Source organism: Pacificibacter marinus (genome assembly GCF_018860505.1).
In the GTDB taxonomy this organism is placed as follows: domain Bacteria; phylum Pseudomonadota; class Alphaproteobacteria; order Rhodobacterales; family Rhodobacteraceae; genus Celeribacter; species Celeribacter marinus_B.
On record NZ_JAHKPU010000030.1, the window covers coordinates 14,879 to 33,033 of the forward strand.

19 protein-coding genes are annotated in these 18,155 nt (G+C 51.3%); 13 read left to right on the plus strand and 6 right to left on the minus strand.

Features of this window, described 5'->3' with window-relative positions:
- Positions 1-106: 106 nt before the first annotated feature.
- The 3 genes from KO503_RS10300 to KO503_RS10310 all read left to right on the plus strand — a co-directional run bounded on the left by KO503_RS10300 (position 107) and on the right by KO503_RS10310 (position 3,727).
- Positions 107-1,981, plus strand: coding sequence for a TniQ family protein (locus KO503_RS10300; RefSeq protein ID WP_215991477.1), 1,875 nt, complete (start codon positions 107-109; stop codon positions 1,979-1,981).
- Positions 1,982-2,136: 155 nt separating this feature from the next.
- Positions 2,137-2,895, plus strand: a complete 759-nt coding sequence (locus KO503_RS10305) for a hypothetical protein (protein ID WP_252731036.1) — start codon at positions 2,137-2,139, stop codon at positions 2,893-2,895.
- A 250-nt stretch (positions 2,896-3,145) separates the two neighbouring features.
- Positions 3,146-3,727 carry a rhomboid family intramembrane serine protease gene (locus KO503_RS10310; RefSeq protein ID WP_215991478.1) on the plus strand — a complete coding sequence of 194 codons (582 nt, stop codon included), beginning with the start codon at positions 3,146-3,148 and terminating at the stop codon, positions 3,725-3,727.
- A 295-nt stretch (positions 3,728-4,022) separates the two neighbouring features.
- Here KO503_RS10310 and KO503_RS10315 read toward each other — a convergent pair whose 3' ends face one another.
- Positions 4,023-5,942: an ATP-binding protein gene (locus KO503_RS10315; protein ID WP_215991479.1), complete on the minus strand. Its 1,920-nt coding sequence runs from the start codon at positions 5,940-5,942 to the stop codon at positions 4,023-4,025.
- A 294-nt stretch (positions 5,943-6,236) separates the two neighbouring features.
- Here KO503_RS10315 and KO503_RS10320 point away from each other — a divergent pair, with 294 nt between their 5' ends.
- Positions 6,237-6,674 (plus strand): hypothetical protein, encoded by a 438-nt coding sequence (locus tag KO503_RS10320; protein ID WP_215991480.1) that lies wholly within the window; start codon positions 6,237-6,239, stop codon positions 6,672-6,674.
- 232 nt (positions 6,675-6,906) lie between these two features.
- Here the strand turns inward: KO503_RS10320 and KO503_RS10325 are convergent, their stop codons facing one another.
- Positions 6,907-7,431, minus strand: coding sequence for an SOS response-associated peptidase (locus tag KO503_RS10325; RefSeq protein ID WP_215991481.1), 525 nt, complete (start codon positions 7,429-7,431; stop codon positions 6,907-6,909).
- A 64-nt stretch (positions 7,432-7,495) separates the two neighbouring features.
- A complete protein-coding gene (locus tag KO503_RS10330) occupies positions 7,496-7,906 on the minus strand; it encodes a MerR family transcriptional regulator (RefSeq protein ID WP_215991482.1) in 411 nt (136 codons plus the stop codon).
- A 72-nt stretch (positions 7,907-7,978) separates the two neighbouring features.
- On the opposite strand from KO503_RS10330, the gene KO503_RS10335 reads away from it, so the two are divergent.
- The 3 genes from KO503_RS10335 to KO503_RS10345 are packed head-to-tail and all read left to right on the plus strand — an operon-like array spanning position 7,979 to position 9,678.
- Positions 7,979-8,452: a methyltransferase family protein gene (locus tag KO503_RS10335; protein ID WP_215991483.1), complete on the plus strand. Its 474-nt coding sequence runs from the start codon at positions 7,979-7,981 to the stop codon at positions 8,450-8,452.
- Positions 8,445-9,128: a cation transporter gene (locus KO503_RS10340; RefSeq protein WP_215991484.1), complete on the plus strand. Its 684-nt coding sequence runs from the start codon at positions 8,445-8,447 to the stop codon at positions 9,126-9,128. The genes KO503_RS10335 and KO503_RS10340 overlap by 8 nt, the downstream gene beginning before the upstream one ends.
- Positions 9,118-9,678 carry a methyltransferase family protein gene (locus KO503_RS10345; protein WP_215991485.1) on the plus strand — a complete coding sequence of 187 codons (561 nt, stop codon included), beginning with the start codon at positions 9,118-9,120 and terminating at the stop codon, positions 9,676-9,678. Before KO503_RS10340 ends, KO503_RS10345 begins: the two co-directional genes overlap by 11 nt.
- Before the next feature lie 340 nt (positions 9,679-10,018).
- On the opposite strand, the gene KO503_RS10350 is transcribed toward KO503_RS10345, so the two are convergent.
- Complete coding sequence (locus tag KO503_RS10350; protein WP_215991486.1) at positions 10,019-11,038, minus strand: IS110 family transposase; 1,020 nt, start codon at positions 11,036-11,038, stop codon at positions 10,019-10,021.
- A gap of 275 nt (positions 11,039-11,313) precedes the next feature.
- Between KO503_RS10350 and KO503_RS10355 the strand changes: the two genes are divergently transcribed.
- Positions 11,314-11,604, plus strand: coding sequence for an ankyrin repeat domain-containing protein (locus KO503_RS10355; RefSeq protein WP_215991487.1), 291 nt, complete (start codon positions 11,314-11,316; stop codon positions 11,602-11,604).
- A 118-nt stretch (positions 11,605-11,722) separates the two neighbouring features.
- Complete coding sequence (locus KO503_RS10360) at positions 11,723-13,084, plus strand: YbaY family lipoprotein (RefSeq protein ID WP_215991488.1); 1,362 nt, start codon at positions 11,723-11,725, stop codon at positions 13,082-13,084.
- A gap of 226 nt (positions 13,085-13,310) precedes the next feature.
- Here the strand turns inward: KO503_RS10360 and cueR are convergent, their stop codons facing one another.
- Entirely contained in the window at positions 13,311-13,694 is a 384-nt protein-coding gene (gene cueR, locus KO503_RS10365) for a Cu(I)-responsive transcriptional regulator (RefSeq protein ID WP_215991489.1), read from the minus strand.
- Between the two features lie 91 nt (positions 13,695-13,785).
- Here cueR and KO503_RS10370 point away from each other — a divergent pair, with 91 nt between their 5' ends.
- The 4 genes from KO503_RS10370 (at position 13,786) to KO503_RS10385 (ending at position 16,768) form a co-directional block, all read left to right on the plus strand.
- On the plus strand, positions 13,786-14,535 hold the full coding sequence (locus KO503_RS10370) for a MauE/DoxX family redox-associated membrane protein (protein ID WP_252731037.1): 750 nt from the start codon (positions 13,786-13,788) through the stop codon (positions 14,533-14,535).
- A gap of 72 nt (positions 14,536-14,607) precedes the next feature.
- Entirely contained in the window at positions 14,608-15,042 is a 435-nt protein-coding gene (locus KO503_RS10375; protein ID WP_215991490.1) for a c-type cytochrome, read from the plus strand.
- Positions 15,042-16,346 (plus strand): multicopper oxidase family protein, encoded by a 1,305-nt coding sequence (locus tag KO503_RS10380; RefSeq protein ID WP_215991491.1) that lies wholly within the window; start codon positions 15,042-15,044, stop codon positions 16,344-16,346. The genes KO503_RS10375 and KO503_RS10380 overlap by 1 nt, the downstream gene beginning before the upstream one ends.
- Entirely contained in the window at positions 16,343-16,768 is a 426-nt protein-coding gene (locus KO503_RS10385) for a c-type cytochrome (protein ID WP_215991492.1), read from the plus strand. The genes KO503_RS10380 and KO503_RS10385 overlap by 4 nt, the downstream gene beginning before the upstream one ends.
- Before the next feature lie 327 nt (positions 16,769-17,095).
- On the opposite strand, the gene KO503_RS10390 is transcribed toward KO503_RS10385, so the two are convergent.
- Positions 17,096-18,043, minus strand: a complete 948-nt coding sequence (locus KO503_RS10390; RefSeq protein WP_215991493.1) for an SDR family oxidoreductase — start codon at positions 18,041-18,043, stop codon at positions 17,096-17,098.
- Between the last annotated feature and the right edge of the window lie 112 nt (positions 18,044-18,155).

Sequence of the window (18,155 nt, forward strand, 5' to 3'; positions counted from 1 at the left end):
ACGTAATCGCAACTACGCAACCATTTCGGAGCTCCCTCCATCCACTTTAGTCGACCCTACGTATCAGAAGGGTTAACTCATAATTTCTGACAAGTTCATATTATTCATGACAATTTTACCTATTTCCAATCCATCCCCTGCCCCTCGAGAGACCCTCTACTCTTATCTTGCCCGCCTTGCAGCGGTCTGGCAGACAGATGCTCGCGACTTGGCCTATGACATGGGTGCCCCCTACAATCGATTGTTGGATCAGGACGAGGACGCTATTGAGGCCTTAGCGGGTTGGGCTAACCTCATTCCGGACGTCACTGACGAGCTTCTATCCTGGACTGGGGTAAGAGCCGGGAATGTCAGGATGCAGTTCAGGGGCGAACTTTTCATTTCAAGAGCCTTACGCAATCCGGTGATGCGAGGCTGTCCAGTCTGCTTGCGTAAAGACACTTCAAATGCGAAAGGACCGGCCTTCTCAGCTATGGTGATGCGGGGAGATTGGCAGTTTCGCGAAGTAAATCTTTGCGTCCGACATGGTCATCCAATTGTTCCATTGTGGGAGACCAAGGCGATCAAAGACCGGTTTGATATCGGCGCACGACTCCGAGAGATCGAGGAGAAGATCCTATCAGGAGGCTTCGACCAACCGAGATTGGAGCCATCCAATTATGACCTCTGGCTTGATCGACGACTTGAGGATGGTGATGACAATACGTGGTTCAAAGATCAGCCCGTCCATATCGTAGCTCCTCTCTGTCGTCTAATTGGGCAGGCTACATCGCGATTGGGCACCTCCAACGGTGCGGTTATTTCCACTTTAGCTCATTCGGCTGGCTTCGATGTCGTGGTGCAAGGTAAAGGAGCGATCCGTGCAACTCTTGATCAAATCGCTTCTACGGCGACAAAATCGTCTGATGAGCCCAGAAAAATCTTCGGGATGCTTTATAGTCAATTAGACCGTGACTATCGGAACGAACCGGGTTTTCACCCGTTCCGGAGCCTCCTCCGAGAATGCGTCCTCGACCATTGGCCCCGAGCCGCAGGGGATGTCGTGCTGGGACACGTTGTAAAAGAGCGCCGGCGGCATTCCCTCACAACCGCGGCGTTAGAGACAGGAATCGGAATCGGGGTGCTGGAACACTTCTTGGTCGAGGCCGGTGTGTTCAAGACCGAAGATGGGCGGCCCCACAGCCGCAAGCTGTTTGATGCCGAAGCTCATTCAGCATTATTGGCAGAGATTCCGACACTTGTCGGGCCGATTGCTATGCGTAAAGCGATGGGTGCCACGCACAAAGAACTTGTAGCTTTAGAGAATGAAGAGCTGTTGATTCCACGAACCAAAGTTAAAAAGATCAAGAGCCCTTGGCGCATCTCTGACGGAACCGTCCTCGTTGCCGAGTTGTTGAAAAACTCTATTTTGGTAGACGAAAACGAAAGTAGCTGGGAAACGTTACTCCACGGAAGCAGGCGGAGGGCGATAACCCTAAAGGGTTTAGTCTGTGGCATCAAAGAAGGGCAATTGACAGTCGGCAAACGGATCGGAGTCGAAGGTTTCCATGGGATTGTGGTGCAAAAGACTGAGGTAAACCGATTGGCGGGCCCCCGCACCAGAGTTGAGGGTGAGGTGCTTGATGATGAAGCAGGGACAATGTCCGCGGCCGAATTCGGCAGATCCATCGGATTGCGAGATGGAGAGGCCATTTTGGCCTTAATTAAGGCCGGGTATGTGTCTGCACGGTTGATCACAAGCCCGCTAACTGCGCGGCTACAATACCGGATGACGCCGAACGATATGGCCAATTTTAACCAGCGCTTCGTAACTCTATCAAAGCTTTCAGCCGAAACGGGTCAACACCGGAACACAATAAGAGGCATTTTCAAATCAGCCAGAGTAGCCCCATTCTCACCTGACGGTCAGGATTTCGGCGCGGTATATCTGCGGGACGATGTTGCTGGGTTGGTGAGAAAGGATGGCCGTTTTGAGGAGTGAGAAGATAGCCCCTCAGCTTTTAATTGAATCGTGCAGCAAAACCCATGTGGTTGTATCAGACGACATGACGGGCTTGATGCCGCACGCCCAGTTAAACCGGCGATCAGCCCAAGGCGTCAATGTCTGCGAGCACATAATCATAATGCGTGGTCACTATGGGATTACAACTCAATCTGTGGCAACATCCTGACATGATCGAATTCCGCACTCTCGCCGATGACCATCCGGACCTTGCGCATTCTCCGCTGCTTCGCGGGGCTCTCCTGACTATGCAGTATGCGCTGAAGCACGGGGCAATCGAACTTACCAAAACCAAAGCTTTCAAGCGCACGTTTGTCCATTGGGCGGTCGAACATTTCGACTGGCCGGGCAAAGGCGCGGATGAGATGTTCCGTTACAACAAGGTGATCAATGAGTATGAGTTCCCCCCACTTGAAATTCTACATTTTTTGTTGATTTCCCTGCGCCTGGGGCGTCATTTCAAAGGTGAGTTTCGGCTGACCAAGCGTGGCACAGAACTGGCACAAGCCCCTGGCCACCTGTTTGCCGAACTGATCCCATACTTTGTGCTTCAGATCGATCATGCTTCCTATTCACGTTTGGAAGACCGTCCATTTGGGAAGTGGGACGTCTGGTTAAACGTGATCAATGTCGAGGCCGATCATGGCGCTACTGAGGCTGCCTTGTTCGAAACGTTCTATGATGACCCACAAGATTGGCACACTGCAGGATGGCGAGAGATGGCCGCGTTTTCATCTTACGTGCTGCGGCCGCTCGAATGGGCAGGATTGCTCATCGAGGTTCGCGAAGACGACTCCGCTCAGCGGGGCGGCCATATCTTCAAAACCCCGCTCTGGCGCAGCGCACTTAACCTTGACACCGATGACACGCTTCGGCCGATGTCCATTCAATGAGACATATTTATTGCATCCTAAAATGCAACTTTCCTCGGGCATAATTGTCCCGTAGTCGTCATGGGGGGACAGGCTCGTATGTCGCATTGCAGCAATCCGGAAGCTGCCATTCCTTACGCCCAAGCCGTAAAGTAAAGAGGTTGGCTACCTCGACTTACTTTCCTCATGGACAAATTTTTATGCAGTATGCAAAGTTATTGAAGATACTGGCCGGGCGTTTAGTTTCGCCATCATGAGGAAACGAGAGCACATGCGAGCATTTTGGCGGCGCATCGCGTCACTAACAGCTTTTATCGGGCTGCTCTGGTGTGTTCACGTCGTCAACTGGATTACCGGCTACAACTTGAACACGGTGTTCGGGCTGATCCCTCGGCAAGCCAGCGGGCTTGATGGCATCATAGCAATGCCTTTACTGCACGGAAACTTCGCGCACCTGATGTCCAATACGCCGCCACTGTTGGTGATGGGAGGGCTTTTGGTGGTGACTGTCACACGAAACATGCTTGCCGTGAACGCCATAGTCATTGGCTTGGGCGATGGGTTTGTCTGGCTGTTCGGAGGTTCGGCCATCCATATCGGTGCGTCAGGGCTAATCTTCGGCTGGTTTGGCTTCCTGGTAGCACGCGGCGTGTTGGATCATTCTCCAGTCACGCTGGGCGCGGCTCTACTGGTCGGCTCACTATACGGCTCCATGCTCTGGGGTATTCTCCCAAGTCAGCTTGGCGTTTCCTGGGAGGCACATCTATTCGGTGTCATCTCGGGAGTGGCTGCAGCATTCTTTGTGAAAACAAACGTCCATACTGAGCGGCTTCGTGGCGACCTTCAGGAATGAAGCCGCTCCTTCGGGGCGACCCGTTCAAGAGGTTGCGGACAGAAAGGGGATGACTATTAGAATAGATCATCCAAAAAAGCTCTTCCAAACCGACATGAGGTTGGCTGCCAATCGCAGAGCAATAAGGGACCAGATCGCGGCGTAAAAAGGGGCCACTGCGTTTGACATTGTGTTGCGCTTTGGCGCGAGTGCTCGCCACAAAGCTGAAACGTGCCAAAGCGCATGCTGGCCGTAGGGCCAGCATTTTCCGCGTTTTACAGTTGGCAAAACAAAAATTACTTGAAGAAACACACGACTACTTACCCAAGGTGGAAATCAGCCAGTCAATTTCATTGCGGGCATTGGAAATCAAACTTAGGTAGGAGTGAATCGAAATATTTTTGGCCAAATTATCGACCGAGACATTACGCTTGCGCTCTTTGCCAACCAGCATAATCTCAAATGACATTCCTGAATGAAACTGTATCGAAAGCTCGTCGCGATACTCCTCAGCTTGAGAAATTTCATCTCTTCCAATGGTTTTTGATGGTCGCTTGAATTCAATGAGCAGATGGCGACCGTCAAACCCTTGGGTTAAAAGTAAATCCGGACGGTTTTTTGCTTTTGAGCCATTATATTTTTTGTCGCAATACTTTTGCACAATTGTTGCCAAAGTTTCATTAGACGACATTTGAGAATATCGATGCCCGAAGACCCACAGGTTCTTTTCCAAAGACGTGTGCATAGCGTCTTCTTTGGTTTTGTCGTCATCGGCTAGGCTCTCGAGGTAGCTCAAAAACTGTCGCCTACTACGCGCTTGCCTTCCTACATTAGAGAGTTCCAGAAGTCCAAAGTCTTGCAAGGAGTCCGCAAAGTCATGAATGTCGCGAACACTGGCATCATTGATTTTTTCAAGAACGCTCCAATAGCCATCAAGCTCCATCGCGTCTAAGGCAACGTCAGCAATCACCTTTATTCTTTCGTCACTTTCGCCATAGAATTTGTTTAATATCTTGCTCAAAGCATGCTCAGCATAATGCCTGCGATTTTCTGGAAAGCTTTGCAGTCTTCTGTCTAATGCCTTCTTCAAACGAGCCTGCTGCAGGCTCATTTGATTGGTATGAGTTTCTTTCAACTTCCCTTTCACTACACCCTGCACATAGGCTTTAACTTCTTGGTAAGCCTTACTACTTTCGTTTACTGCCCCCCAATCCGCTGTAACAAAGGTATCATTCTCGGGAACAGAAATTTCACCAGCTAGGTTTTTTAAGAGCTTTCTCGGAATATCTTCGTCATCGTCCAAACCAAAATATGATGGAACCCCAACAATCTTTCCACCAACACGTAGGCTTAATCCCGGTGACTTCGGTTTTGATTTATCTTCGGAAATCGTAAAATTAACTTCGACGTTCCCCGCCTCCGACAAATTCTCTTGCACTGCTACGGACGCCCCTCTCAAATCATTGAAAGAAACACGTTCACCGTTAACGTGAACAGCGAATTTTTCTTCGCGACCGTATTCACGCACGATCAGCTCTTTGAGTTTCTTCGCTTGAGGAAAGTTCAAGCTCTGATCCAACTCTTCCAATGTTATCTTGGTGCCAACGTCACGGGTATCACTCTGAACTGTTGAAAAATTCAATGGGATTTTCTCCAGGTCAGCATCGTTGTCGATGAGTTCCCGCTTATCAATTTTAAGTTGGCATCTTTTCCCTTCTGTGAACGATTCCAGTGTCATGATACTCGCCACAGTTAATCCTGCAAACTTACCAATTCCCTTGCGCCCTTTGATCTTGCGCCCCAAAAGTGGAGATCGTTCGCCAATCCGTTTTCGTTTGTCGCTGGCAATATCAAGGTATTCATTTCGAATTGCCAGTTCAGACATGCCAACGCCATCGTCCCGAATTTCGACAGAGTCATTGGACATCACTGCTGGTAGCGAAACCCAAACGTTCTGAGCATCAGCATCCCAGGCGTTGTCAACCAGCTCTTTGAGCGCGACTTCGCTAGATCGGTATGTTTCACCAAGTAATCTTGTTAGCCGAGGATTGACCAAGAAATGCGCTTTAGTATCCATACAGTGACTATAAGGAACAATCTCACGACTACTAGATGAATTATAAGAGTTCGAAAATCGCACTTCTAATACCGACATCATTCTTTTGACCAAATTACAAAATCGTGTATGCTTTTTTGAACCGAGAAAGTCTGCTTTGGGGGAGCTGCGTCGCAGCATCGGGCTTCATTGTGACCGACTATTAACCTAGATCGGATATTAACCTAGATCGGATATCGGCCGTTGGGAAACGTCGGCGGATTGCCGACATTCGCTGGGTTCTGCGCAGACTCCGCCTCTGCGGGACGAAGTGATCTTTTACTGCAGCCGCTCAAATGCCTGTTTTCCCTCGGATCATAGCCTATAATGCCAACACTGATTGACGCCGACGGCACAGCATGACTTTGCCGCGGCTGTTATTTTCACAAAAGATTGTTACGACACTTAAGCCAATTAAAAATGAGGGAATTTGACATGCTAGACCATCGTTTAAAGTTCGCCAGTTTTGCCGCCTCGGCAATGGTGTTACTTCTGTTGATCGGGAGCCCACAAACATCGATCGCCCAAGAAGCCGAGTTCTTGCTGGAAGGTGATGGTGACTCCGGCGTCACTGACTACGCGCTACTTCTCGCCGTTTCAGGGAATGACGCAATAATCGCCATCAAGGGAAGTGGTTGTCTAGGCAAAATGGATGCTTATTTCTCGCGCATAGATCGCATGACTTGGCTTCTTTCCTCAACTGGAGACGGCGACCAATGCGAGATACTGATCAAAGAAGATGGCAAAGGTCTGATTGAGACTATTCAAGGGCCGGGCTGCTCATACTACCATGGGGCAATATGTGGTTTTTCAGGGCGCTTCAAGGCTCCCACAAGTAATGGGTTGGCACCAATTTTTGACCCGATGGGATAGTGTATTCGCCAACAAAAATGCTGATCTAAAGGTTACTTCGCCTCGAAACCGGACGTAAATGAATAGTGCAGCATCAGTCACGTCGGGCTCAAACCTGCCGTTAGTTGCAATATGTATCTGTGTCCGCTTTTTCATAGATATCATCATATGAATGGCAGTTTTCCCATAATACGAGCGCCTCAAATTAAAACTTGGTCCTCCCATTTCGTTGACAGGTAAAATTTGGACATGGCTATTCAGCGGCTTCGATGAGGCTGGACCCTTCATCCATCAATCCGAACCGCTCAACGGGCCATGTCTTTAGGGCTGTCCCGATCCCGATATCGAGGTTTGCCGAACCCTCTAGCCATGCCTCACGCTCTTCCGAATTCAGGATCACAGGCATACGATTGTGGATCCCTACCATCGCATCCGTTGCCGCACGGGTCATGATGGTGCAGGTCCGTATATCATTCCAAATAGAGAACAGCCCAGCAAAATATAAATTGGCATCGTTGCCCGCCGGAGCAAAAAAGTTGGGCCTACGATTTCCTTTGGGGCCTGTCCATTCATAGAACCCACCAGCGGGGATCAAACACCGTCCATATCGCCATGCAGCGCGGAAGGTCGGCTTTTCACGCGCCTCTTCGATCCGAGCATTGAACGTGGTCGCTTTCCATTCCTTGGGATCATTTGCTTTGAACCAGGACGGGATAAGCCCCCAACGCGCGCCTGCAGCAAATTCACACCTTGTCCGCCCAGCAGACCTTGGGGACATGTGCAGCTAAGGTCTAGTTCGAGCCCATACCTACAAAGCTGCTGGGGTGCGGCGAAAGTCTGCTTTAGTGTTCAGTTTCGCAAAGCCCGTGATCGGCAAGCGTTTCGATGACGGCACAGGTGGCCACATTTCCAGCGTCACATTTGGTGATGCGTTTCAACTCACGCTCCAATCGCCGCAGCTTCGTAATCCTACTCTGAACATCTTGTAAGTGTTGGGCAGCAATACTGTGAGCATCACTGCATGGTTTCTCTGGGTGCTGGCTCAGATCCAGAAGCCCCCTGATATCCTCGACCGAAAACCCTAGGTCACGAGAGTGACGAATGAAGGACAAGCGGCTCAGACCATCCTTTGTGTATCGGCGTTGGTTGCCTTCTGATCGCTCAGGTTCATCAATCAGACCCATTTGCTCATAGTATCGGATCGTCGGTATCTTGACGCCCGTGCGTTTGGAAAGCTGGCCGATTGAAAACATCAAATTTCCCTCTTGAAGCTCTAGTGGCTAGAGGAATTATAGTTGTGAAGAATCGAATATGGAAGTGTCTTCATGAACATACCCCCACTCGCACAACTGGCATTTTGCATTGTGATGGCAAGCTTGCTTGCCGCATTCGTCCCGCTGGCGACTTTTGAAACACCCACGTGGTTGATTGCCGCGACTGTAACGGCGGGAGCGCTGTTTCTACTACCTGCAGTCCTGAGCTTTATCCGCCACAAGACAACCGTGAACCCGCAATCACCAGAATTGGCGAGCACACTGGTGACGAACGGCATCTACAGTGTGACGCGTAACCCGATGTATGTGGGAATGCTGATCATTTTGATGGCCTTTGCCCTGTGGCTCGGTGCGGGCAGCGCAGTCTTTACTGTTGTTGCATTTTTTCTAGCCATTGATCGTTTTCAGATCAGGGGCGAGGAAGAAGCCCTCATTCGGACTTTTGGAAAACCCTTTGACGACTATGCGGCGTGTGTCCCGCGTTGGCTCTTAATCCGCACAAAACGAGGAACATCGCATGACTGAAACAATCAGCAAAACCGAAGTCGCGTGTGGTTGCTCTGGCAACCCAAAATTTGATGGTGTTGATCCAGCTTACAAGCGAGTTCTGTGGGGGGTTATCTTCATAAACGCGGCCATGTTCTTTGTAGAAATGTCGGCAGGCAAACTTGCTGGATCGCAGGCATTGCAAGCAGATGCCCTCGACTTTTTGGGGGATGCATTGACCTATGGCCTTAGTCTCGCGGTCATAGGGATGAGCCTTAAGGTTCGTTCAACCGCTGCACTGATCAAAGGTCTGAGCTTACTGTTTATGGGCCTTTGGGTCTTTGGCTCGACAGTTTACCAGATATTCATTCTGGGCGTTCCAAGCGCACAGATCATGGGTTTGATCGGGCTACTGGCGCTGGCCGCGAACTTGGCAAGTGTCCTGCTTCTGATGCGCTACAAGGACGGTGACGCCAACGTGCGTTCTGTCTGGTTGTGTTCGCGCAATGATGCCATCGGCAATGTCGCTGTCATGATTGCAAGCTTCGCGGTCTTTCTGACGGCTTCGGCGTGGCCTGATCTTATCGTAGCAATCATCATGGCAGGTCTGTTCTTGCGCTCAGCCCAGCTTATTCTGGTTCAAGCGTGGCAAGAACTGCGCTCAGGCGAGGACAGTGGCGCGCTGGAAAGTCATGGGCATGACCATGCTGAGTAACATCGAAATCCTCGCCGTTTTGGTCGGTGGGCTCGCAGGTTGCTATCTGCTTGCTGCGTTCGGGTGGTCCATCGCGTTTCCTAAGCGTCGTATCTGGCCCCCGAAGCAAGCCACAACGAGCATCAAGCTTCGGGTCTGGCTGGCCACGGTTTCAATATTTGCCGCTACGTTGGTGCTGGGTATTGCAAACTGGAACAGCTTTGATTGGCCCATGTTCGTCCGGTGGGGAATTGGTCCTACTCTGATGGTCGCAGGTAACGTCGTCGTCTGGATGGGGGTCCGGAAAATTGGCCTTGGCGCAACCAGTGGCGAAGTCGCTGAGTTGAAAACAGATGGTCTCTATCGGTATTCCCGTAACCCGCAATACTTGGCGGATATGGCCATTCTCGTGGGATGGGCGGTGCTTTCTGCGTCTGGATGGGCGGCATTTATCGCAGCGTTCGGTGTCTTGGTTTTAGCCGCGGCACCATTCGCGGAAGAACCTTGGCTAGAAGACACCTATGGGGCGGATTATAGAACTTACAAAGTTAAAGTGCGACGTTACCTTTAGCAAGATTGCCGAAAGCGGACTTTGATTTTCTAGCGAGCAAGGTCGGGTTTGTCCCGCATTGCCGTCACTGACAAACAACACTATGAACGTCGTGTGTGGATAGCTCCTGCATAGCAAGACATTTTTGAAGTAATTTCGCACTGGTCAGAAGCAGACGTGTGTCCGGCCTATTTGCGCGGCACTCGTAGCCGCTGGCCCTGATGGTTTCCGCGACCAAGTCCCAAACGGCTTATCGAACAACAACGTGTCCTGGACATTCGACGGGGTGTCTTGGTTGGCGGGCTGACTGTGCGCCATCATTTCATTGGTCTTGCTGTCTCGGGTGTTCCTTTCTTATCTCTTAAGCTGTGTGAGGCCGATAGTATTCGTTCTTGGTCAGCACCGCCCAGACTATTCGTGCGGTCTTGTTTGCCATTGCGACAGTCGCCAATCGAGCAGGTTTGCGCTCAAGAAGACCGATGGCCCATGGGTCGACCCGATCAGGGTTTACTTTCATTTGCCGCAATCGCGCTGTCATACCGGTCACTAAAAGACGCCGAATGTAGCGGTCGCCCATTTTTGTAATCCGCCCTAATCTTTCCTTTCCGCCGCTGGACAAATTCAATGGTGTCAAACCTAACCAAGCCGCGAATTGTCGGCCATTCTTGAACTGCTTAGCGTCGCCAACTGTGGCAACAATGGCTGACGCGGTGACGGGCCCGACGCCTGGGATCGTGCGCAACAGCATAACGCGTTTGTCCAGTTTCGAATGAAGCCGCATGCGCATCTCGTACCAACGGAACCTTAGATGCATCGCGATAAGTTGGTGGCTGAGTTGTCTCAGAACATCGATTGCGATTTGTGGTAGAGCGGGCTTCTCTCCTTCGAGAACTCCTTTCGCGTATTTGACTGCTGCTCCAGTTCCTTGTGGAATGATGACACCAAACTCGGCCAGCAGGCTGCGAAGCATGTTGCTCAGTTGCGTTCGCTGCCTGACGATCAAATCGCGCGCGCGATGCAGGAATAATACGGCTTGCTGTTCCTCAGACTTGGGCGCAACAAACCGCATCGTCGGGCGTGTCACCGCTTCACAGATAGCTTCAGCATCATTGGCATCAGACTTGCCGCGTTTGACATAAGGCTTCACATAATTGGCCGGGATCAGCCTAACATCGTGCCCAAGCTTGGTGAGTTCTCGTGCCCAATAGTGGCTGGACCCGCATGCCTCCATGCCGATCAAACAGGGTTCCAATTTGGTGAAGAACTGCATGAGTTGTGGGCGACGGATAGCTCGATTGAAGACAACCTTCCCATCCTTAGTAATTCCGTGGACCTGAAAAACATGTTTGGCCAGATCAATACCAACTGTTGTAACTTGCATTGTATAGCTCCTTTCCTAGCAGTGATAAACAACTGCAGTATGGCGCATTGTGACGCCAGTTGAAGCAGGAGCTATCCACCCCATCCGCTTTGTCAATTCACCCCTCAGGCGCCACAGCCGCTTTGGGCTGGGAGCGGTCATTAGACGGTTTTAGCGCGAGCGGCAGCTTAGGGCCGTTCGCCTCAAGCTCATGGTCTTCTGACTAGACATTAATATCAAATCTGATCACCATCTAAGGCCAGATCAAGTAGGGTGCTGGAGGCGCGCTTCACATCGTGGCATCATATGGCCCCGTAGAAAACATTTTCATTCTCGCCAATGCCGGTGCTGATCTTTCAGCGCGCGATAACCACGGTGGGACGCCACTTCACGTCGCATCGCAATTCGGAACGCCAGAGAATGTTGAGATGCTGCTCAAGGCTGGGGCAAATGGAGCCGCGTTGAATGATGTCCCGGAAACGCCTTCGGACTTGGTGGCAGGTAATCCAAGCTTTGTGGATATCGGCCTCGACTGGACTGGGAAGCTTTTGCTCACTGAGGCAGAGTTTGATAATGTCTTAATATGAGAACCATAACTCTATAGTTTTTTGAACGAACTTTTCGAAATAGAAAGAAACGCCAGTGCTTTACTCCCGCTTTATGGCCATGCTCCTGACGTTTGTATTTTCCTTTGAAGGAATTGCGGTGGCTGAGACTGTCACGGGCACAGCAACCTTCCGCGAGCGGATCATGCCTCCAGCGGATGCACGCCTTGTTGTGACCCTCTCCGATATTTTTCGTGCAGACGCTCCAGCGGATGAGCTGGGACGCATCGAAATCGAAAATGCGGGTGGCCCACCTTACGCGTTTGAGATCAAGTATGACGCAAGCGAGATTGAGGAAAACCACAGCTATGCGGTTCGCGCGACGCTCTGGGCTGGTGATCATATGATGTTTACCACTGACACGGTCGCGCCCGTTATCACGCGCGGAGCACCGGATGAGGTTCATCTTATCATGGTGCGGGTTGCCTCAGAGGCGCGAAGCAATGCAATTACGGACCACCCACAAATTGGCGCGCACGGTCTAGAACTGCCCGCAACATTCACAGGCACGCTTCCTTGCGCGGACTGTGAGGGGATCTCCTATCACCTCGACATGTGGCCTGACCAAGGCTATCATCTGCGCCGGGAATGGCTGGGCCGCGCTGGGGATACTGGCGACAACATTCAAGACGATATCGGGTTTTGGTATTCGGATGCACAAAGCAAGACGATTGTCCTGTCCGGTTTGACTGACACTCCCAACCAGTGGGAGGTTAAGGCAGCTAACAAAATCAGGTCGTTGGATATGGACGGGAATGTCATCACGTCCGACCTTCCTTACGAGCTGACCGGAAACGGCACGTTGGATGAAACAGATATCAAGGATGTCTTTCTCGGCGGCATGATGACATATATGGCGGATGCTGCGATGTTTCAGGAGTGTCGCACTGGGCGCAGCTATCCTGTGGTCATGGACGGTGATTACCTCGAGATGGAACGGGCATATCTTGCCGATCAATCTGACGCCGCTGCCCCACTTTATGTAAATGTCGAAGGGTCCTTTTTGATGCGTCCCGCGATGGAGGGACCAGAGCAGCGTAGTCTTGTTGTGGATCGGTTTGTTCGCACCCGCCCAGGCATCACCTGTGAACGCCAGCGTGCGGATGCAATGCTGACAAATACCTACTGGAAGATTGATACTCTGGCAGGTGAGGATGTTGTCGGCCTGCCATCGGGCGGCCACGAAGCACACGTGATCCTACGCGAAAATGATGGTCGGTTTTCAGCAACGGTGGGCTGCAATGGAATGATGGGTGATTTCACACAGCAAGACGGAACATTGAGCTTTGGCCGCTCAGCAGCGACACTCATGGCATGCCCGCCACCACTGGATGCAATAGAGCAAAGCCTTGCGCGGGCCCTTGAGGCCACTCAAAGCTACCGTATCAATGGTGAAACGTTGGCGCTCTACAATGAGGCAAATGACATCGTTGCGCTTTTGACAGCCGTCTATTTGTATTAACCGCCCGAAACTAATTGGGTCGTTTAGATTACAGCATCTGACCTTATCGTCTCAAAAGCCTTGCCAACTATGCTGCGCCAGCCATCAAGGTCAGCTATGCGCAGATAGCGACCTTTGCAAAGTCTGGAACCGTAATCTTCCTTCTCGACGTGATCGGCCCAGATCCGACATTGGCTTATAGCGCAGCCAACGGCAGGTTTTGTGCATCACCACTGTAAAACAGTTATCATCCTAAATAGCTAATAATCGGACAATCTGGCCGGTGGTCTCCACGGCATGATGTCACCAAATGTGCCAATTCGTCGTGCAGGGATTGTAATTCGCGTTGTTTGATTTCGATTTCTTCCAAGCGTTTTGACGCGATGCGTTTGACCTCGGCACTTGTGCGCGCTTGATCTTGATATAGCCCTAAAAGTTCGCGGCATTCTTCGATGGAAAAACCAAAGGCGCGTGATCTGCGGATGAACACCAGCTTACGAACAGAGACTTCGTCATAGGTGCGGTAGCCTGCATCAGATCGTGCGGGCGCTTCGACCAAGCCAATATCAGCATAATAGCGCACCGTTTTGACGGATAACCCCGCCGCTTTTGCTGCCGATGAAATATTCATAAATCCACCTTGACCTTCCAGTTACGGGAGACCTTATGTTGCGTGCAAAGAACAATCAAGGGCGCATCGCGTCCGCAAAAGGACATGCAAAATGATCGCTACAAAAACGAATAAAACCGCCACACTTTATCGCATGGTTATGACAGATCACATGTGTCCCTACGGTCTCAAATCCAAAGACCTGTTAGAGCGCAACGGCTTTGTTGTTGAGGATCGGCACTTGACCTCGCGCGATGAAGTGGATGCATTCAAGGCCGAACATGATGTCGAAACAACGCCACAGGTTTTCATCGATGGCAAACGTATTGGTGGCTTTGATGACCTAAGCGCATACTTTGGCACAGCAACGAAACCCAAAAATGCGACAACTTATAAACCCGTGATTGCACTTTTTAGCATCGCAGCGCTGTTGGCCGTATGCGTGACATGGCTGTCTCTTGGGACCGTTGTTGCGGGGCGCACCTTGGAGTGGTTCATCTCTATTTCAATGGTGTTGTTGGGCCTTCAAAAACTGCAAGATGTCGAACGCTTTGCAACGATGTTTTTGAATTACGATTTATTGGCACAGCGCTGGGTTCGCTACGGTTACATTTATCCTTTTGTTGAAACTGGCGCGGGCCTTTTGATGATGGCAGGCCTATTGACTTGGCTTTCCGCACCCGCTGCGCTGTTTGTTGCAAGCATCGGGGCGATAAGCGTGTTCAAGGCCGTCTACATCGACAAGCGTGAATTGAAATGCGCCTGCGTTGGCGGGGACAGTAATGTTCCGTTGGGATTCGTATCACTGCTTGAAAACGTGATGATGGTGGGCATGGCTGTCTGGATGCTCTCTAAACTGTGATGCGCAATGGTTTGACCTTCCACCTAGGGGAAGCTGTAGCACAGTTGAAAATGATGGAAACGAGAGGCTTTAATGAAACATAAACTCGCAATTGGCGCACTTATTATTGTGGGTGGGATAGCCTATCTGACGTGGCCGAATGATGAGCCAAGCGCATCATCCACACCTCAATCCAGCGTTGCACAAGGTGCGTTGGCGAAAGTCCTTATACCCGAGATGCTGTCGCAAAATGCCCAAATTGGAAAACGTGCGTTTGATGCCGCCTGTGCCGCGTGCCACGGGGCAAACGCAGCTGGGCAAGATGGCGTTGCGCCGCCTTTGGTTCATAAAATCTATGAGCCCAGCCACCACGGCGATGATGCTTTTCAGCGGGCCGCAGCATCCGGCGTGCGCGCACATCATTGGCGGTTTGGAAATATGCCCCCAGTTGAGGGCGTGACGCGGGGCGATGTGACTATGATCATAGCTTATATTCGTGAATTACAACGCGCAAATGGGATCAACTGATGACACTCAATAGGCGGCAGTTTTTGACCTCGGCTTCTGCATTTTCAATGTTACCAATGCCTCTTTGGGCCGCGACAAGCACGGCTCATTTGCGTGCAGAGCCGGTAACGCAACAAATCTTGCCCAATGGTGGCCCAGCAACACAGATGCTTGGGTTTAACGGGTCCACACCTGGTCCAACAGTGCGCCTGCCGCGTGGCAAGCGCGCAAACATTAAGGTTGAGAATGGCTTGAATGAGGGGACTTCAGTCCACTGGCATGGCATTCGCTTACAAAACCGGATGGACGGAGTGCCGGAACTGACACAAGAACTCATCCTTCCGAATGACAGCAAAACCTATAGCTTTACGCCGCCGGATGCCGGCACCTTTTGGTATCACTCGCACTACATTTCGCAAGAGCAAGTGGCGCGGGGCATGATGGGGGCTTTGATCATCGAAGACGATACGCCACCAGACGTAGACCACGACATCACGGTGCTCATTTCGGATTGGCTGATGCAAGATGATGGCAGCTTGAGCGACGCGTTTAGCGACATGCACACCATGGCTCATGGTGGATATATGGGAAATTTCGCACGTGCGTTTTTATCACAAACGAAGGTCAAGCTAGGGGATCGAGTGCGCTTTCGCCTGATCAATGGCGCTACAAATCGCGTATTTCCGGTGGCGGTTGGCGGCATCAGTGGCAAAATCGTTGCACTCGATGGCATGGCTCTCAGCGTCCCGCGTGATATGGCCGATCTTGTTCTTGCGCCGGCGCAGCGCGTTGATGTGATCGCTGATATCACCGGCCCAGTCAGCTTTGATATGGTGTCACGCCAAGGCGCGTTTAAATTGGCGAATTTGGTTGTTGAAGGCACTAATACAGTCCGTCAAATAGCTCAAATTGCACCTCTGGAACCGCATGGTCTTTCTCGTCCAGATGAACCCAGGCAACACCTGACCTTGCAAATGCAAGGCGGAGCCATGAGCGGGCGGCATGGAGGCGACAATATCTGGGCTTTCAACGATACCTCAGATTTACCGCAAACGCCCTTCGGCACCTTTCAACGTGGTGAGACGGTGAAAATCACGATGGTCAATGACACAGCGTTTGCCCACGGCATCCACCTACATGGGCATCATTTCTATGAGGTTGAAGCGGATGGCAGCTTAGGTGACTTGCGTGATACCACGCTTGTAAATGCTGGTGAGAGCCGAGATATTATCTGCGTTTTCGACAATCCTGGCCGCTGGCTGTTGCACTGCCATATGCTTAGTCATGCCATCGGAGGAATGCGCACTTGGGTCAATGTCCTATGAAAATACTTACATCCTTCTTATTCGTTTTTGCATCAAGTGCTGCGGCAGATCACGAACTTGACGCACGCGACTTAAATAAGGGTCGCGAGCTTTATGTCGAAACTTGTGCCGCATGTCATGGCGCTGACTTAAGAGGTCAGCCCGATTGGCAGATAGCAAACGATGAGGGCGTTTTGCCAGCGCCGCCGCATGACCGGACAGGGCACACATGGCATCACGATAACGCTTTGCTATTTGACTACACAAAATTTGGTGGAAGAGGAACTCTGGCTTTGCGTGGCATCAACGACTTCAATAGCGGAATGCCGGCATTCAAAAACACGCTGTCAGACGACGATATCTGGACCATATTGGCCTATATAAAATCAACTTGGCCAGAGAGGGAACAGCAAGTCCAAGCCAGCCGCAATCCACCCCATTAATACATAAACTTCAGACATCAATATGTAACATGTCAGGCCTTCAATTTCAATTTTTTAGCATAGCTGACATTGGCACATGCTGCAGCAAAAGGCAGCTCTCCGCCCTCACTTCTGAAAATGTCTGATGCTATGGCGGCACAGGTCATGTCCGCTTCGGGCTGACAGCAGTCATCCCGTGTGATCGCTCAGGCCGGTGGCAGGGCATTTTGCGCAAAAACCACGCGCTGCATTGCCGCACGTCCGCTTCGAGCCCAAAACGACGGATGCTGCGCCGTGTTCAAATGTCTGCTGCTGCGCGCGGAAGCGACCCACTGGTTCGCGGGTTGCTCAAATCTCCCAGCTAAAATCGGTTGCTTCTTCGGACACCCGCCACAGCTTTTCCATCACATCCTTGTCGTAGGCATGGGGGTTTAGCGTGCCTTTGCCGACCGGGCCGCCCGTTTGCATCAAACCCGTTGGGCCATAGAGCGCGCGTTGTTCTAACCCGTCTTCTGTCGCGCACATAACTTCAGGATAGGAGCCTCTTTCAGCAGTTTGCACCATTGGCGTTTTGCTCATCAGCCACCAAGTCAGCCGCGTCATTAGGCCACCACTAGAGCTGATCAGCGATGTCGCGGAAGCGCCGGGATGGCAGACGTAAATCGACACGTCCTTGACTGTCCCTTTCAAGCGATCCTGTAACTCATAGGCAAACATCATCTGGGCCAGCTTGCTCTGGCTATAAACAGGATTGGCGCTGTAGTTCTTGTCCCAATTCATGTCGTCAAACTGGATGGTTTTGATCCCCATATTGTAGCCAAGGCTGGCAACAACGACGATCCGGCCTTTACTGGCATCGATCCGATCAAACAGCATTCCGCACAGCACGAAATGACCATAGTGATTTGTGCCAAGCTGGCTTTCAAAGCCATCAACGGTGAGTTGCTGTGTCGGCACTTGAGCGATGGCGGCGTTACAGATCAGCGCGTCGATCTGGGGAACGGTTTTCAGCACTTCATCTGCTGCTGCGCGGACGCTTGCGAGATCGGACAGGTCCATACGCACAAAGCTCACTTCTGCATCTGTGCCAAATTCTTCTTTCAGCGCAACGACGGCAGCGGTCGATTTCTCGGCGCTGCGGTTTAACATCACGACCTGTGCCCCTTTCGACAGAAAGATGCGTGAGGCTTCAAATCCAGCGCCAGCGTTGCCGCCGGTGATGACGTAGGTTTTTCCTGCAAGTGAGCCGAGACGGTTCGGCGTCCAGCCTTTGGGCCCGAAAGTTGTATCTGCCATGGTGTTGTTCCTTAAGGGGTCGGCCATTTGCCGAGAAATGTGTGCTATCGTCTTGGCAGTGTAGATAGCTCTCATCGACTGACTGAAATAGACCGTATCATAACGAATACTT